The sequence below is a fragment of the Nonomuraea sp. NPDC002799 genome (assembly GCF_053592075.1).
This window is the reverse complement of sequence record NZ_JBSFVA010000001.1, coordinates 134,204-148,828: the sequence shown is the minus strand read 5'-3', so window position 1 is coordinate 148,828 and position 14,625 is coordinate 134,204. Positions and strand designations below refer to the sequence as shown.

The following is a 14,625-nucleotide window of genomic DNA, read 5'->3' as shown; positions in this document are numbered from 1 at the left end:
GGACCGCTCCGCAAGGACGAGCAGGGAGAGCAGGAACGCCATGGACACCAGTCACGAGGCCGCCTACTCCGGCCAGCAGGCCGAGCAGGGCGCCCCGAGCGGCCGACGGGGCTTGCACGCCCTGATCCGGACGAAGGACGGGTGGGCCGTTCAGCACGCGGTCCTCACGATGACCAGCACGTCCGGGCAGCAGGTCGTACGGGCCGAGGCCGACGCGGAGGGGGTCGTGTCGAGCCGCCCGCTGACGCCCGGCGTGTACACGGCCGTCGCCACCGCGGCCGGGTACACACCGGCCGCGCTGACGGCGATCGTCACCGGATCCGGCACCGCCGAGCTGGGGACGGTGGTGCTGGCCCGGCAGGGCGGCGCCGACCTTCCCCCACCCGGCATCTGGACGCTCGACCCCGCCCACTGCGCGATCGCGGCGACGGCTCAGCATCTGGGGCTCAGCACCGTCCGGGGGCGGTTCACCGAGTTCGCCGGGCGGATCGAGGTCGGCCAGACCCCGGAGACCTCCGCTGTGGCCGCCGACATCGCGGCCACGTCGATCGACACGGGGAACGGCACCCGGGACGAGCATCTCCGCTCGGCCGACTTCCTGAACGCCGCCAACTATCCGACGATCTCGTACCGCAGCTCCGGGCTCACCCCGGCGGGCTCCGACCGGTGGACCGTGCACGGGATGCTGACCCTCGCCGGGGTGACGCGGCCCGTCGATCTCCACCTGGCCTACCTCGGGACCGGCCCCGACCCGTGGGGCGGCCTGCGGGCGGCGTTCCGGGCCGAGGCCGAGCTGCGTCGTGAGGACTTCACGATGACGTACAACCAGGTGGTGCGGGCCGGGGTCAACCTGATCGGTTCGACGCTGAAGGTGGAGCTGGACATCCAGGCCGTGCAGAGCACGTAGGCGCCGGCCGGTGATCGTCAGGCGATCTTGGGTGCGGCGCGCATGCCGATGTAGCAACATCCGGTGCCGTCGGGCAGGGTGGAGAACACGACGGGCATGTAGTCCTCGCTGAAGGAGGGACCGGCGCCGGTGGCGGCGAACACGGTCGCGGTAACCGGTGCCAGGTCCATGTCGAGGGGCGGGGAGAAGTCCTTCATGCCGTCGACGAACTCGTACCGCAGGCGTCCCGCGCCGTGCTGCTCGGTCACGGTGATGACGACGCCCTCACGCTTGTAGGAGCCGAGCAAGGGGGCGAAGTCCACCGCGGGGGGCTCGACGGCGGGGGCGAAGGGCTCGGGCATCGTCACGCCGGCCAGCTCGCCGAGCAGGTCGCGCATCAGGTCGGCGTAGAGGCGGCGGGCGCCGCCGCCGTTGGTCAGCAGGGCGATGGCCACGTCTGCCTGGGGGACGACGCGCAGGTAGGCGTACTGCCCGATGGAGGCGCCGTCGTGGCCGAAGCCGGGGACGCCGAACCAGTCGTACAACGTCCAGCCGAGTCCCCAGCCGTCGGCGCTGACGGTCCACTTGTCCGGGACGTCCACCTCGCGGTGCTGCATCGCCGCGACGGTCGCGGCGGACAGCACGCGGGTTCCGTCCGGTGCCAGGCCGCCGGACAGGTGCGTCCTGGCCAGGCGGACCACGTCGGCGGCGGAGGCGATGACCCTGCCGTAGGGTCCTGCCGAGCGGGGCATGAGGTCCCACGCCGGCGCCGGCTCCGGGTCGGCTCCCGGCTCGCCCAGGTGTCCCATCGCCGCTCGGAACCGCAGGGCCTCCTCGGGCAGCGTCATGGTGTGGGTGAGCCCGAGCGGGGTCAGGAGCCGGTCCTTGAGCGTCTGGTCCCAGGTCTGGCCGGTGAGCACTTCGATGATGCGGCCCAGCACGTTGTAGCCGAGGCTGCTGTAAGAGACGGCCGTTCCGGGCGGGCAGTCCAGTGCCACGCCCTTGGCAGCCTCGACGTACTTGGCCAGGCAGTCGTCTCCGCGGCCGGTGTCGATGGTGAAGTCGCAGGTCAGGCCGCTGGTGTGGGAGAGCAGGCGGCGAGCTGTGATGCTCTCGGTGGCTTCGGGGTCGGCGACGGCGAAGTCCGGCAGCACGTCGGTGACGGGGGCGTCCAGGTCCAGCTCACCGGAGTCGGCGAGCTGCATGATCAGCGTGGCGGTGTAGATCTTGGCGATCGAGCCGAGCTGGAACACCGAGTCCGTCGTCGCCGCCACGCCGGTGCCGCGGTGCAGCACGCCGGCGGCCAGCTCGTGGACGTCGCCGTCGACGAGCACCGCCAGGGTCGCGCCCGGCACGTGGTACGCCGTGCACAACTCCTCCAGCCGCGCCTGCCAGCGGGCGAGGTCCAGGCTCCGGCCGTGCGAATCTCTCGTGCCCCACTCGCCCTTGGCCTGCCAGGCTCCCTGGGCGTCCCAGGTAAGGGTCTTCGACATGACTGCTCCTTGGAGTTAGGGAAATTCAGTGGTTCGGGGTCAGGGCCCGGCGGGTGGCAGCCACTCGACGAGCTGGACCACGACACCGTTGGGATCGGTGAGCCGCAGCACCCACTCGCCCCAGGGCTCCCGCCGCAGCGGCATGGTGATGGCGGCGCCTTCACCGCGTAGCCGTTCCTGCTCGGCGGCGATGCCGGTGACGGTGAAGGACACGAGCATGTCCTCGGGCCCCCGGCCGAGCGGTGCCTCGGGCGGCGGTTCGGAGTCACGTCGCACCAGGACGACATCACAGGCCGAGTCGTCACGGCCCAGGCAGGCGAAACCGTCCGCGGTCACCAGCTCCCGAAAGCCCAGGTGGGTGGTGAAGAACCGGCTGGAGGCGGTCACATCACCGACGCTCAACGACACCGCGGTGGCGATGATGTTCATGACCGTGGCAATCCCTCGGCCGCCGGCGCGCCGGCCCGCCACCATGGCCGCCCTGTCGTGTGCGCGAAGCTCATCTTCGAGGTGCCCTCCGATGTGCTCATCCGGTTGTGCTCAACCGGAGTCCCGGACGGGTTCCGGCGACGTGATCAAGCATCCGCCCTGGCCAGGGCGGAGAACAACGGAGATTCCCGTAAGGTTGGTTAACACAGAGGTTTATGAACTGGGGGCCGCGTGGAGCTGCGCGATATCGAGATCTTCCTGGCCCTGGCCGAGGAGCTCCATTTCGGCAGGACGGCCGAACGGCTGCACGTCTCCCCCGCACGGGTCAGCCAAGCGATCAAGAAACAGGAACGCAGCGTAGGCGTCGAGCTGTTCGAGCGCACCAGCCGCCAGGTGACACTCACTCCGGCCGGGCGGCAACTTCGCGACGAACTGGCCCCTGCTTACCAGCAGATCCAGGACGCGATCGCCAAGGTGGCCAGAGCCGGACGCGGCATCAGCGGAGTGTTGCGCGTCGGATTCTCCGCCGCCTGGTGCGGCAACCTCATCGTCAAGGCCGCCGACGCCTTCCGAGCCCGCCATCCCGACTGCGAGATCGAGATCCAGGAGATGCCGCTGCACGACCGCTTCGGACCGCTGCGCAGGCGTGAACTCGACCTCCAGCTCACCGAGCTCCCCGCCGACGAATCCGATATCACCACCGGCCCCACCATCTTCTCCGAGCCCCGCGCCCTGGTCGTGCCCGTCGGCCATCAGTTCGCCGGGCGCGAGTCCGTCTCGCTCGAAGATCTCGCACACTCCTCGCTGATCACCATCAACGGCCCCCCGGAATACTGGCTCGACCTCCACTTCCCGCGCCACACCCCTACTGGAAAGCCCATCCCGCGCGGCCCCTCGACCATCGCCTGGCAGGAAGTGCTCTCGCTGGTCAGCGCAGGCAAAGGCGTCTGCACCACCGCCGCCCGCGCGGCTCATTACTACTCCCGCCCCGACCTCGCCTACATCCCCTTCCACGACGCCCCGACCATCGATTTCGCACTCCTCTGGCTGACCGCCGGCCAGGGCGTCAAGGTCGACGCGTTCGTCCAGACCGTCCTTGCCGTCGCGGGAACGTCACGCGTCTCGGCCTGAGTCGCCTCGGACACCGCGACACGCGTCCGGGCAGAGAGGCGGGGGCCGTCGCTCTGACGGCCCCCGCCCTGTTCGGAGGTGGGATCGGTCCGCTACGCGGCGTAGGTCTCGAACTCGGCGACCTTCGGCGCGCCGGTCGAGCCGGTGATCCTGAAGGTGATCTTGCTCAGTGCGGTCGAGGTGAAGGTGATGGTGCCCGCCCCGCTGCCGGACTTCAGGACGGCGCCGTTGCCGGCGTTGACGAGCTGCCAGGAGCCGATGGTGCCCGCGGAGCCTGACGGCTCACGGATGACGACCCGGGAGAGCGTCGTGGCGGAGCTCCACTTGATCGAGATGTCACCGGTCGCGCCGGCGGGCGACCAGTAGGTGCTCAGGTTGCCGTCGCGCACGTTGCCGTAGCTCGTCCCGTCGGCCTTGCTGGAGCCGTCGGAGCCGGCCCCGATGCTGAGGTTGGGCCCGCCGGGCGTAGGGGTGGTCGTCGGCGTGGGGCTGACGGTCGGTGTCACCGTCGGCGTGGGTGACGCCGTCGGTGTCTGGGGCGTGCAACTGCCGTTCGACACCTGCAGGCCCTTGTTGGCGCCGGCCGTCTGCCGGACGAGGGCCGGCACGCAGGTCGCCCCGTCGAGGCTGTAGGAGTACGGAATGCTGACGGTGGTGTTGGACTGCGGGTTGGGTCCGGCGGGGGCGTTGTCGCTGCCGGGGGCCGACCAGGTCACGTTGTCGAAGACGTTGCCGGCGACCTGCCAGTAGCCGGCCTCGCTGGTGTAGAAGGTGCCGAGGACGTCCTTGGAGTCCTCGAAGTAGTTGTTGTCCACCTTGGCGCGGGCGCCGGCCCGGGAGTTGATGCCGGACTCGTGCAGGCTCACATAGTGGTTGTTGTAGATGTGGGCGATGCCGCCACGCAACAGGGGCGTGCGGGAGTCGATGTTCTCGTACAGGTTGTGGTGGAAGGTGACGAAGCCGTTCGAACGGTCGCTCTCGCTGGACCCGATGAGCCCGCCGCGCCCGGAATTGCGCAGGATGCTGTAGGACAGCGTCACGTACTGGGTGTCGTCCTTCATGTCGAAGAGGCCGTCGAAGCCCTCCGACTCGCCGCCCGAAGCCTCCAGGGTGAGGTGATCGGCCCACACGTTGCGGACGCCGCTCTCCATGCCGATGGCGTCGCCGCCGTTGGACGTCGGCGAGCCCGACTTCTTGACGTTACGGACGGTCACGTTCTGGATGATGATGTTGCCGGCCTCGCGGATGTGAATGCCCAGCTGGTCGAAGACGGCCCCGCCGCCGACTCCGATGATCGTGACGTTGCTGATCTGCTTGAGTTCGATCACACCGGCGGCGGTGTTGCAGCTTCCGCCCGACACCTTGGTGGTGTTGCCGTGGTTGATGGTCCCCTCGACCTCGATGGTGATCGGGGTGCTGCTGCTGGCCCGGCCGCACAGGGCCGCGTGGATCGCGGTCCCCGTGGTGGCCCGCACCGTCTGCCCGCCCGCACCGCCGGTGGTGCCGCCGTTGCCGGTCGCGTAGCCGGTGGCGCTGCCGGCCGCCGCCGACGCCTGGAACACCGGCAAGGCCACACCGACCGCGGCCGTCGTGGCCACCGCGGCCAGTGCCGCCTTGAGCCGCAACGCGACTGCTCGTCTCATCCTCGTCCCACCTTCGTACGTCGAATGCCGGGTCGTTCTGCTCCGCCTTCTTCGCGCGGTCGATGCGGTCACTTGCGTGCACACATCTGTGTCGGCGGACACCCGACACCGTAGGAAAGCGCTTTCCGCGTGTCAATGCGACCTGAAACTTTCATGTCGCCGCGAACGCCCGCTCCTTGCGGTAACTGGGCCCCGGCTAGGACAGGCGGTGGATCCTGTCGGCCCACACCCAGATGCCGCGTCCGTCTGCCGCAGGGCCGATCTCCTGCAACAACCCGAACCCGCGCGGCACCTTGATCCGCTGCCACGCGCCCGCGCGGAACACCAGCTCGGGCTGGTCGTCGGAGCCGAACCACACGGCGCCGGAGGTGTCGATGGCCACGTGTTCCAGCCGGTCCGGCTTGACCGGCAGATCCACCTGCGACCAATGCTCGCCGTCCCAGCGCAGAGCGAGAGTCTTGAGCGTGCTGTACACATGACCCGCGCACTTGGCGGCGTGCGAGCGGATCTCGGCCGTGGCCCAGACGTCTCCGGTGGCGCCGGCGGCCCAGTCGGTGATCTCCACGGCTGGTTCGGTCCATGTGGTGCCGCAGGCTCCGGAGATGCCGCCCTTGGGGGTAGGCGGCAGCGTGTCGCCGGGGAGCGCTGTCTCCCTCCACTGACCGCCGTCCCAGTGCATGGGGGTACGGCGATCGCTGCTCAACGCCCAGATGCCGGCACTGCCCGCCGCGAGCAGCTGGGCGACGGCGCGAGGCGTGTCCTGCCGGTGCCACGTCGCGCCGTCCCAGCGCCAGACCCGCTTGCCCGCGCCCGCGACCCACACCTCGTCCTGGGCGGCCACGGCCGCGTCCACCAACCGGCCTGCCGACCGAATCGGGTGATCTCGCCAACGTGTCCCGGAAATCCGCCAGGCGTGTATCGCGCCGCCTTCGCCTTTGCCGGCGAACGCCCATGAGCGGCTGATCTCGGCGTTCTTCGCCTGCGTGAAGGCGGCCGGGGTGGCCATGGTGCGCCACGTCCGGCCGGTCCAGCGCATCATGCGCCAGACGGCACGTTTCTCCCAGTCGAGAGCGATGGCCAGGCCGCCGTCGATCTCGTGATCTTTCGTCAGGAAGGCAGGGCTGTCGGATGAGGTCTTGTCCCACTTCGGGGCAGGACTCACCACCAGCGACAGCGCGAGGACGAGATTGAGGATCATGACCCCGTATTGTGCCCTTCGCCGGTTTCCGCCGCCTGCCAAGCGGTGACGCCGAGGCGGCCGGTCGAGCCGAGGTCGAAGTGGCCGTGGACGCGGTGGCCGTCGACCACGACGGTGGTGCCGAGCACGGGTGGGTGAGTGGTGCCACCGTACGTGTTCCGCCACACCAGGGCGAAGCGGGCGGAGCGGCCTGGACGGAGGGACACGGTGCTCGAACCAGGGTCTTTGACCGCGGTCGTGACCCGTTGCGCACCTCTGTCGATCTTGATGTCGAGTGGCTCGCCGGACTCGTCCAGGAGGCGGACGAGGGGGTAGCCGTGGACGCTGCGTACCTTGTCGCCGCAGTTGGTGAGGATCACGGCCTGGACGCGGAGCCCCATGGCGGCGTTCGGCTCCTCGGTGGTCAAGGACGTTCCCGAAGCGGGACAGGACGGCGGGGAAGGGGACCGCGACGTCGGCCGCGGCGCGGGCGTGGGGTGCTGCGGGCCGGCCGGCGCGCCCACGCCGCAGCCGGCTAGGCAGAGCACGACAAGGGAGAACGCCCGGACGGCGGACATGACGGTCATCGGCCCCATTTTGCCGGACTACCTGAGCTGAGCGATCACTCCTTGCGGACGATCAGCTGCACCGGCCTGACGGCCAGGTTGCCCTCGGTCCACGGCACGTCCTCGGCCCGTCCGGCCAGCCTGAGGTTCGGCTGGCGCGTGACCAGCACCCGCAGGATCTCCTGCAACTCCATCCGCGCCAGGTTCGCGCCCAGGCAGAAGTGCGTCCCGCGCCCGAAGGTCAGGTGCGCGGCCTGCCGCTCCGGCCGTAACACGTCCGGGTCCGGGAAGGCCGACGGGTCGAGGTTGGCCGCGGAGACGGAGGCGATCACGGCCTCGCCCTTGCACACGGTGCCCGAAGGCAGCTCGACGTCCTCCCTGGCCACCCGCACGAACGGGCTGTCCCCGATCAGCTCCAGCCTGAGCAGTTCCTCCACCGTGCTCTCGATCAGCTCGGGCTCGCCGGCCAGCCGCTCGTATCCCGCACGCGGGTCGAGCAGTCGCAGGATCGACCTGGACAGCGCCGTCCCGGTCGTCTCGTGCCCGGCGAGGAACAGGACGAGCGTGTTGGTCACCAGCTCATCCTCGCTCAGCCGGTCCTCGCCGTCGCGGGCGCGGATCATCGTGGCCAGCAGGCCGTCGCCCGGCTTGTCGCGGTGCTCGGCGATCACCTCGGCGATGTACGCGCCGAACTCCGTGGCCGCGCCCAGTTGCTCCTCCTCAGACAGGCTGGAGGTGGAGAGCATGGCGTCCGACCAGGCCCGGACCTTCCCGGTGTCGATGCCCGGCACGCCCATGACGTCGCAGATGACCTGTACGGGCAGCGGGAAGGCGAAGTCGTGCACGAAGTCGAACTCGGCGGGCAGGGCGTCGATCAGCTCGGCGGTGAGGGTGCGCAGCCTGGGCCGCCACGCGTTGACCTGGCGCGGCGTGAACACCCCGGAGAGCAGCCTGCGCAACCTGGTGTGCTCGGGCGGGTCCATGCTGGACAACATCCCCGGCGTCTCCAGGAGCGAGAACCCGCTGAACATCCTGGGCGAGCCCGGATGGCTGAGATCCTTGCCGAAACGCGGGTCGCTCAGCGCGGCGAGCGTGTCCGCGTACGTCGTGGTGAGGTATGCCGTGCAGCCGCTGGGCAGCAGCACCTTGCCCAGCGGGTCCCTGTCCCGGCGCACGGCGTACGCGTCGGCCAGAGCCCCTTGTGGGCCTGGCCCGTACGGGTATTGCTCGAAATCGGCCATGAATGTGACGGTAACCAGTGCGGGGGATGCCGAACAGACCCCAGAACATCCTTGGCTCCGGTCACTGCCGGAGTATTTCGGCGAGCACGGCTGCCTCGCTGATCTCCGCCTGCCTGGTCGCGGTGAGCAGGGTCAGCACTCCGTCGCCGGCGAGCTCGCGCAGGTGCGTCACCGCGCGTCAGCCCCTGCCTGACAGGGCCAGGTGGGCGACGGCCTGGCGTTCGGCCTCCAGGCGTTCCGCGGTCTCCTGTTCGGCCACCACTCTCCTGTCGTAGGCGGCGCGAGCGGCCGCGATGGCGTTCTGGTGCTCCTCGGTCCAGACGACCAGGGCGCTGATGGTGCTGTGCAGGGTCGCGCCCATCGGGGTCAGCTCGTAGTCCACCCGTGGCGGGACGGTGGGGTGCACGGTCCGGCTCACCAGCCCGTCGCGTTCCAGATGCCGCAGCGTACGGGTCAGCATGCGCTGGCTGACCCCATCGATCGCGCGGCTCAGCTCGCTGAAGCGCAGGCTCCGCTTGTCGAGCAGCGCGATGACCAGAAGCGACCACTTGTCGGCGATGCGGTCGAGAATGTGCCGCACCTCACACCCCGCGCGCTGGTCCCACTGGAGAACGTCGTCGTCAATGCCGGTATCACCGCAGTAACCGAGGGACTGCAAAGTGCCGTCTTCCATGGTCATCAAGAGTGCCTGACGATGCTGTTACTTACAAGAAGGAACTAAGGGGCATTTGGTAACCGTCTCCGGGCGGGTTCCCCGATGCAGAGGGGCTGGACTCCGATGTCGAATTCCGTCAGCGCGCCCGCACGCATGACAGGGCGTGCCTGGGGCGTGTTGCTGGTGTTGTGCGGCGCGATCTTCCTGGAGGGGATCGACGTGGCGATGCTGAACGTGGCGCTGCCGTCGATCCGCGCCGACCTGGGCTTGTCCACCGGAATGCTGAGCGGTGTGGTCAGCGCCTACGTGCTCGGCTACGGCGGGTTCATGTTGCTGGGCGGCCGTGCCGCCGACCTGCTGGGCCACCGGCGGATGTTCGTGTTGTGGCTGAGTGTCTTCCTGCTCTTCTCCGGGCTCGGCGGGTTCGCCACCGAAGGCTGGATGTTGCTGGCCGCGCGGTTCGTCACGGGAGTGGCGGCCGCGTTCATGGCGCCGGCCGGGCTGGCGCTGGTCACCTCCACCTTCCCCGAGGGCCGCCTGCGCACCAAGGCGCTGGGCGTCTACGCGGGGACGGCGGCGGGCGGGTTCTCGCTCGGGCTGGTCGCGGGCGGCGTGCTCACCTCGTTCGGCTGGCGGTGGGTGTTCTTCGCGCCGGTCATCCTGTCCGCGCTGATCCTGGTGGCGGCGCTGGTCCTGCTGCGCGACACCGGCGGCAAGCGGGCTCGGGGCGGCTTCGACCTGGCCGGATCGTTGTCCATCACCGGTGCCATGTTGCTCCTGGTGTACGGCGTGGTCCGGCTGGAGCACCCCGGTGACGGGCCCCTCCTGACCGTCGCGACGTTCGTCGCGGGGCTGGCGCTGCTCGGGCTGTTCGTCGCGATCGAGCGGCGGTCGTCGTCGCCGCTGGTGCGGCTGGGCATCCTGCGCAGGGCGTCGCTCGTGCGCGTCAACGTGGCGGCGCTGCTGTTCATGGCGGCGTTCGCCGGGTTCCAGTTCGTGGCCACCCTGTACTTCCAGGAGGTGCGCGGCTGGAGCACGATGCAGACCGGCCTGGCCATGCTGGTGACCGGGATCGACACGGTGCTCGCGCCCACGCTGACGCCACGCCTGGTCAACCGCTTCGGAAACGCGCGGGTCCTGTTCGGCGGCATCGTGCTCGCGGTGGTCGGGTACGCGTTGTTCCTGCCCGTCGGCATGGACTGGGTCTACACCGCCATGCTCCCGGCGTTTCTCCTGCTCGGTCTGGCTTTCGCGCTGGCGTACGGCCCGCTGACCATGGCCGCGACCGAGGGTGTCGAGGAGGAGGAGCACGGCCTGGCGGGCGGTCTGCTCTACACGGCCATGCAGTTCGGCATGGCGCTCGGGTTGTCGGCCGTCACCGCGGTCAGCGTCTCCGCCGGCACCGGTCTGGACGCGCTGCGGACCGCCCTGGTGGTCCCGCTGGCGGCGGCGCTGCTCGGCGCGGTCGTCATGGCCTTCGGCCTGCGCACCTCCGCCGCCTCCCCCGAACCGGCCCAAGAGCCTGCCCCCGTCACCGTTTGAGCAGCAGGGAGAGAACGTTGACCGACCACGTGACGTCGTTCGCCGAGATCAAGGATCAGTTCGACGCCTACATCGGCGACATCGTGTACGCGACCATGACCACAGTCGACCAGAAGGGACGACCCCGCGCACGCGTGCTGATCCCCGTCTGGGAGAACGTCGACGGCCGGCCGCTGGGCTGGCTCGCCACCTACAAGACGCCGGTCAAGGCCGCCCACCTGGCGGGCAACCCGCACAGCACGTTCTCCTACTGGACGCCGCGGCAGAACGCGGTGAGCGTCGACACCGTCGCCACCTGGGCCGACGACCTGGAGACCAAGCGCCACGTGTGGGACCTCTACCGGCGTACGAGCCCGAAGGGGGCCGGCTACAACCTGGGCGACTTCTGGCGCGACCCGGGCGACCCGAAACTGCACGTGTTGCGGCTGGAGCCGTGGCGCGTGCAGGTGATCAGGGGTGGCGATCTGCACAGCAGAATCTGGAAACGCTGAACGACCTGGAGACGCCGCCGAGCCGTCCTGTTCCCGAATCCGGGACAGGGCGGCGGTGGCCTGTCCGATGACGCGGAGGCCGGCTGCGACCGTCGCATCGGGATCGGATAGATGGTCCAGCAGAACGGTTGTCGCCTTTTCGCCTTCTCTTCTGCTCAGCGCCACGAGAGCTGCGCATCGGATATCTCCAGGCAACGAGCGATCCGCGACAATCGACCGCGTACTCAGAATTCCCTCCTGGCGCTGTCCCGGAAAGAACGGACGAGCGCCAGGCCGTCGATCGCCGCCGGGGACAGGATCGTGTCGTCCAGCCCGCTCATGGGCATCCACGCGACGTCGGAGGTGGAGTCGTCGGTCTTGGTGACCGTCACGGGACCGGTGCTGACGTCGACGACGTAGAACAGGCCCACCAGGTGCCAGCTCACGCCCAGCCGGTGCGCGGTGTAGGTGCGCGCGTCGACCAGGCGGGACTCACGCAGCTCCAGGCCGGTCTCCTCGCGCAGCTCGCGCGTGAGCGCCTCGCGCGGTTGCTCTCCCGGGTCGATGCCGCCGCCCGGCAGGTGCCACAACCCGGGCGGGAAGATCGTGGACGCCTCGGAGAGGCGCGTCAGCAGCAGGTGGCCCGCGGCGGTGGCGATCGCGTACGCCGAGGTGCGGGAACGTACGTCATTGTGCACGACGCCCGAGCCTACCCACGGGCGACGGTGGCCGGCGTCGAAACTTTTTTGATCCGTTCGTGGGATGCCGACGAATCAGAGTCCGCTCAGCCAAGTTACTGAAGGGACTCTGCGATGAAGCAGTTACGCCACTGGCTACGCCGGCCGCTCGCCACGGGTGTTGCCCTGGCAACCGCGGTGGGCCTGCTGGCCTTCGGCTCTCCCGCTGCGGCGGCCGGCCCTCCTCCGCCCGCCTACGCCGCCGACCTGCCCAACCTGAGCACTCCGCGGGTGGCCCACGACTACAACCTCACCCGGTCGGCGAAGGGAGTAGCGGCGCGCGGCGCGGACGGCTCGCTGCTGTACAGCACGCTTTCGGGTGGCGCCTTCGGCCCGTTCCAGTCGCTGGGAGGAGTGATCATCGGCGACCCGAACGTCGTGGTGACCTCTTCCGGCACCGAGTTCTACGTCCGCGGCACCGATGACCAGGTCTACACCAACACCATCACCCCGTCCGGCGTGGTCACCGGCTACTCCACGGTGCCCGGCCTGACCGTGACCGGCGAGGTCGAGGCGATCGTCGCCTTCGACGAGCCGCCCGCCAGCGTCAAGCTCTTCGCCCGAGGCGCCGACGGCGCGGTGTGGACGAACGTCCGCCGCAACGGCGCCTGGGTGGGCTGGCGCAGCCTCGGCGGCTTCGCCACCAGCGACATCACCGCCAGCCGCGGATTCTTCACTCTCCCCTTCAACGTGCGCATCTTCGTCCGGGGCAGCGACAACCGCGTCTACTTCAGCAATGTGAGCGCGAACACCGCCACCGCCTTCCAGCCGATCGGCGACCTGCGGGTCACCAGCAACATCGCCATCCGTGACGATTTCGGCATCAACGCCTACGAGATCGCGGCCCGGGGCGAGGACAACCGGGTGTGGACCATGAATCTCGTCACCACCGGCGCCACCTGGCAGCCGCTGGACGGCCTCACCGCGACCAGCGACATCGCCCTCGCCACCAACTTCCTGTACGTCCGGGGTCCGGACAACGCCGTCTATGCCTACCGGCGTGACCGCGTCGTCGGTTACGAGCGCGTCGACGGCGAGGTGACCGGCAATCCCGCGGCCTTCGCCACCGCCCCCAACGGCGGCCCGTACGACCAGACCCTGCTGGCTCGCCTGACCTCCGGCGCGCTGGCGAGCAACTTCCGGCCCTACGTCAACGGCCAGCCGAGCAGCCAGTTCGGTGGCTACACGCCCATCGCCGGCCCCGCCGTCGACTGATCCCCAATCGGCCGGGGGGGTGAGCCCCCCCGGCCGCGACGGCGATACCGTCCCAGGGCCGCGCCGGCTTGCGACGGTGAGCCGCTTCTTGAAGAGCCCAGACGGGTTCGGAGTAGTCCAGCGGCGGCTCTCGGACGTATCGGATGAACGTGGAACGTCAGAGACGGAGCTGCTGCGATGACCGTGGAGGACCGCTTCGGCCAGGGCCTCGAAGAGGAACGTAAGAACCGGGTGCTCGGCACGTACAGCGAGACCGTGACCGATCCGGTCTCGGACTGGGCGACCGACTTCTCCGACCGTTGAACCGCAGGGCAGCCGCAGATTCCCTGCAGCCACCGCAAGCGGGACCCGCGTATTGTTGATCTTCGACGGCGATCGATTCTGTTAACGTTACCAGGTGTGACGAATCGAAGCCGGCCCACCGTCCGCGACGTGGCCAGCGCGGCGGGCGTGAGTGCGATGACCGTTTCCCGGGTGCTCAACCGCAGCCCGCTGGTGGCGCCTGAGACCGCGGACCGGGTCCGTGAGGTCATGGAGCAGATCGGTTTCCGGCTCAACCAGAGCGCGCGCAACCTGCGGCAGGGACGCACCACCACGATGATCGGCCTGGTCGTGGACGACGTCGCCAACCCGTTCTACGCGAGCCTGAGCCGGGAGGTCGAGCAGGTGGCCGAGCGGCATGACGCGCTGCTCGTGGTCGCGAGCTACGGCAGCGACCTGGCCCGCGAGCGCCGGGTCGTCACGACGTTGCTGGAGCGCGGCCTCGACGGCCTGCTCATGTATCCGGCGGCCGGCGATCACGGCTACCTGTCCGAGGAGCTGCTGGACAAGCGCCCGGTCGTGCTGCTGGGGCGCCGGCCGGGCGGGGTGGACACCGACTCGGTCGGGGTGGACAACGTCGGTGCGGCGATGCGCGCGGTGCTGCACCTGTTCGATCACGGACATCGGCGGATCGGGCTGGTGGGGTACGGCCAGGCCGAGTCCGGCGACGACCCGAACGCCGACCATCGGCTCGGCCGCATCGAGGGCTACCGGCGCGGGCTGGCCTCGGCCGGCATCGGATACGACCCGGACCTGGTCCGGCTCCGTTGCGCCGGGGTGAACGAGGCGGCGACGGCGGTCCGTGACCTGCTCGCCCTGCCGGACCCGCCGACGGCGTTGTTCGCCATGAACAACCGGATGACCGTGGGGGCGCTGCGGGTGCTGGGGACCGGGCTCGGCGGGGTCGCGCTGGTGGGCTTCGACGACTTCGAGCTGGCCGACGTCTTCGACCCGCCGATCACGGTGGTGGCTCCGGATCCGGGGGAGATGGGGCGCCGGGCTGCGGAGATCCTCTTCGCGCGGCTCGGGGGTGACGAGCGCCCGATCGAGCGCACCACCCTGGGTGCCGTCCTCATCGCGCGAGGTTCCGGGGAACTGCGGCCGAGGACCCGGCCTTGA

15 protein-coding genes are annotated in these 14,625 nt (G+C 69.7%); 7 read left to right on the top strand and 8 right to left on the bottom strand.

The window, feature by feature from the left end; all coding sequences use genetic code 11:
* The first annotated feature begins 40 nt into the window (after positions 1 to 40).
* On the top strand, positions 41 to 907 hold the full coding sequence (locus ACWD0F_RS00630) for a YceI family protein (RefSeq protein ID WP_449871353.1): 867 nt from the start codon (positions 41 to 43) through the stop codon (positions 905 to 907).
* Between the two features lie 17 nt (positions 908 to 924).
* Here the strand turns inward: ACWD0F_RS00630 and ACWD0F_RS00625 are convergent, their stop codons facing one another.
* Positions 925 to 2,379, bottom strand: a complete 1,455-nt coding sequence (locus ACWD0F_RS00625; RefSeq protein WP_449871352.1) for a serine hydrolase domain-containing protein — start codon at positions 2,377 to 2,379, stop codon at positions 925 to 927.
* A gap of 39 nt (positions 2,380 to 2,418) precedes the next feature.
* On the bottom strand, positions 2,419 to 2,808 hold the full coding sequence (locus ACWD0F_RS00620) for a VOC family protein (protein WP_449871350.1): 390 nt from the start codon (positions 2,806 to 2,808) through the stop codon (positions 2,419 to 2,421).
* A 231-nt stretch (positions 2,809 to 3,039) separates the two neighbouring features.
* Between ACWD0F_RS00620 and ACWD0F_RS00615 the strand changes: the two genes are divergently transcribed.
* Positions 3,040 to 3,939, top strand: a complete 900-nt coding sequence (locus tag ACWD0F_RS00615; protein ID WP_449871348.1) for a LysR family transcriptional regulator — start codon at positions 3,040 to 3,042, stop codon at positions 3,937 to 3,939.
* A 92-nt stretch (positions 3,940 to 4,031) separates the two neighbouring features.
* On the opposite strand, the gene ACWD0F_RS00610 is transcribed toward ACWD0F_RS00615, so the two are convergent.
* The 5 genes from ACWD0F_RS00610 to ACWD0F_RS00590 form a co-directional block, all read right to left on the bottom strand.
* Positions 4,032 to 5,582 (bottom strand): pectate lyase family protein, encoded by a 1,551-nt coding sequence (locus tag ACWD0F_RS00610; RefSeq protein ID WP_449871346.1) that lies wholly within the window; start codon positions 5,580 to 5,582, stop codon positions 4,032 to 4,034.
* Between the two features lie 196 nt (positions 5,583 to 5,778).
* The gene (locus ACWD0F_RS00605; RefSeq protein ID WP_449871344.1) at positions 5,779 to 6,780 is read right to left on the bottom strand and encodes a hypothetical protein; all 1,002 of its coding nucleotides are present in this window, start codon (positions 6,778 to 6,780) and stop codon (positions 5,779 to 5,781) included.
* Positions 6,777 to 7,346 carry a DUF4232 domain-containing protein gene (locus ACWD0F_RS00600; protein WP_449871342.1) on the bottom strand — a complete coding sequence of 190 codons (570 nt, stop codon included), beginning with the start codon at positions 7,344 to 7,346 and terminating at the stop codon, positions 6,777 to 6,779. Before ACWD0F_RS00600 ends, ACWD0F_RS00605 begins: the two co-directional genes overlap by 4 nt.
* 35 nt (positions 7,347 to 7,381) lie before the next feature.
* Entirely contained in the window at positions 7,382 to 8,566 is a 1,185-nt protein-coding gene (locus ACWD0F_RS00595; protein ID WP_449871340.1) for a cytochrome P450, read from the bottom strand.
* Positions 8,567 to 8,744: 178 nt separating this feature from the next.
* Complete coding sequence (locus ACWD0F_RS00590) at positions 8,745 to 9,239, bottom strand: winged helix-turn-helix transcriptional regulator (protein WP_449871338.1); 495 nt, start codon at positions 9,237 to 9,239, stop codon at positions 8,745 to 8,747.
* 135 nt (positions 9,240 to 9,374) lie between these two features.
* Between ACWD0F_RS00590 and ACWD0F_RS00585 the strand changes: the two genes are divergently transcribed.
* Positions 9,375 to 10,763: an MFS transporter gene (locus ACWD0F_RS00585; RefSeq protein ID WP_449871336.1), complete on the top strand. Its 1,389-nt coding sequence runs from the start codon at positions 9,375 to 9,377 to the stop codon at positions 10,761 to 10,763.
* 17 nt (positions 10,764 to 10,780) lie between these two features.
* Complete coding sequence (locus tag ACWD0F_RS00580; protein ID WP_449871334.1) at positions 10,781 to 11,254, top strand: pyridoxamine 5'-phosphate oxidase family protein; 474 nt, start codon at positions 10,781 to 10,783, stop codon at positions 11,252 to 11,254.
* A gap of 224 nt (positions 11,255 to 11,478) precedes the next feature.
* On the opposite strand, the gene ACWD0F_RS00575 is transcribed toward ACWD0F_RS00580, so the two are convergent.
* A complete protein-coding gene (locus ACWD0F_RS00575) occupies positions 11,479 to 11,931 on the bottom strand; it encodes an NUDIX hydrolase (RefSeq protein WP_449871332.1) in 453 nt (150 codons plus the stop codon).
* 114 nt (positions 11,932 to 12,045) lie between these two features.
* On the opposite strand from ACWD0F_RS00575, the gene ACWD0F_RS00570 reads away from it, so the two are divergent.
* The 3 genes from ACWD0F_RS00570 to ACWD0F_RS00560 all read left to right on the top strand — a co-directional run bounded on the left by ACWD0F_RS00570 (position 12,046) and on the right by ACWD0F_RS00560 (position 14,625).
* A complete protein-coding gene (locus ACWD0F_RS00570; RefSeq protein WP_449871330.1) occupies positions 12,046 to 13,185 on the top strand; it encodes a hypothetical protein in 1,140 nt (379 codons plus the stop codon).
* A gap of 177 nt (positions 13,186 to 13,362) precedes the next feature.
* Positions 13,363 to 13,488: a hypothetical protein gene (locus tag ACWD0F_RS00565; RefSeq protein WP_449871328.1), complete on the top strand. Its 126-nt coding sequence runs from the start codon at positions 13,363 to 13,365 to the stop codon at positions 13,486 to 13,488.
* Positions 13,489 to 13,584: 96 nt separating this feature from the next.
* The gene (locus tag ACWD0F_RS00560) at positions 13,585 to 14,625 is read left to right on the top strand and encodes a LacI family DNA-binding transcriptional regulator (RefSeq protein WP_449871326.1); all 1,041 of its coding nucleotides are present in this window, start codon (positions 13,585 to 13,587) and stop codon (positions 14,623 to 14,625) included.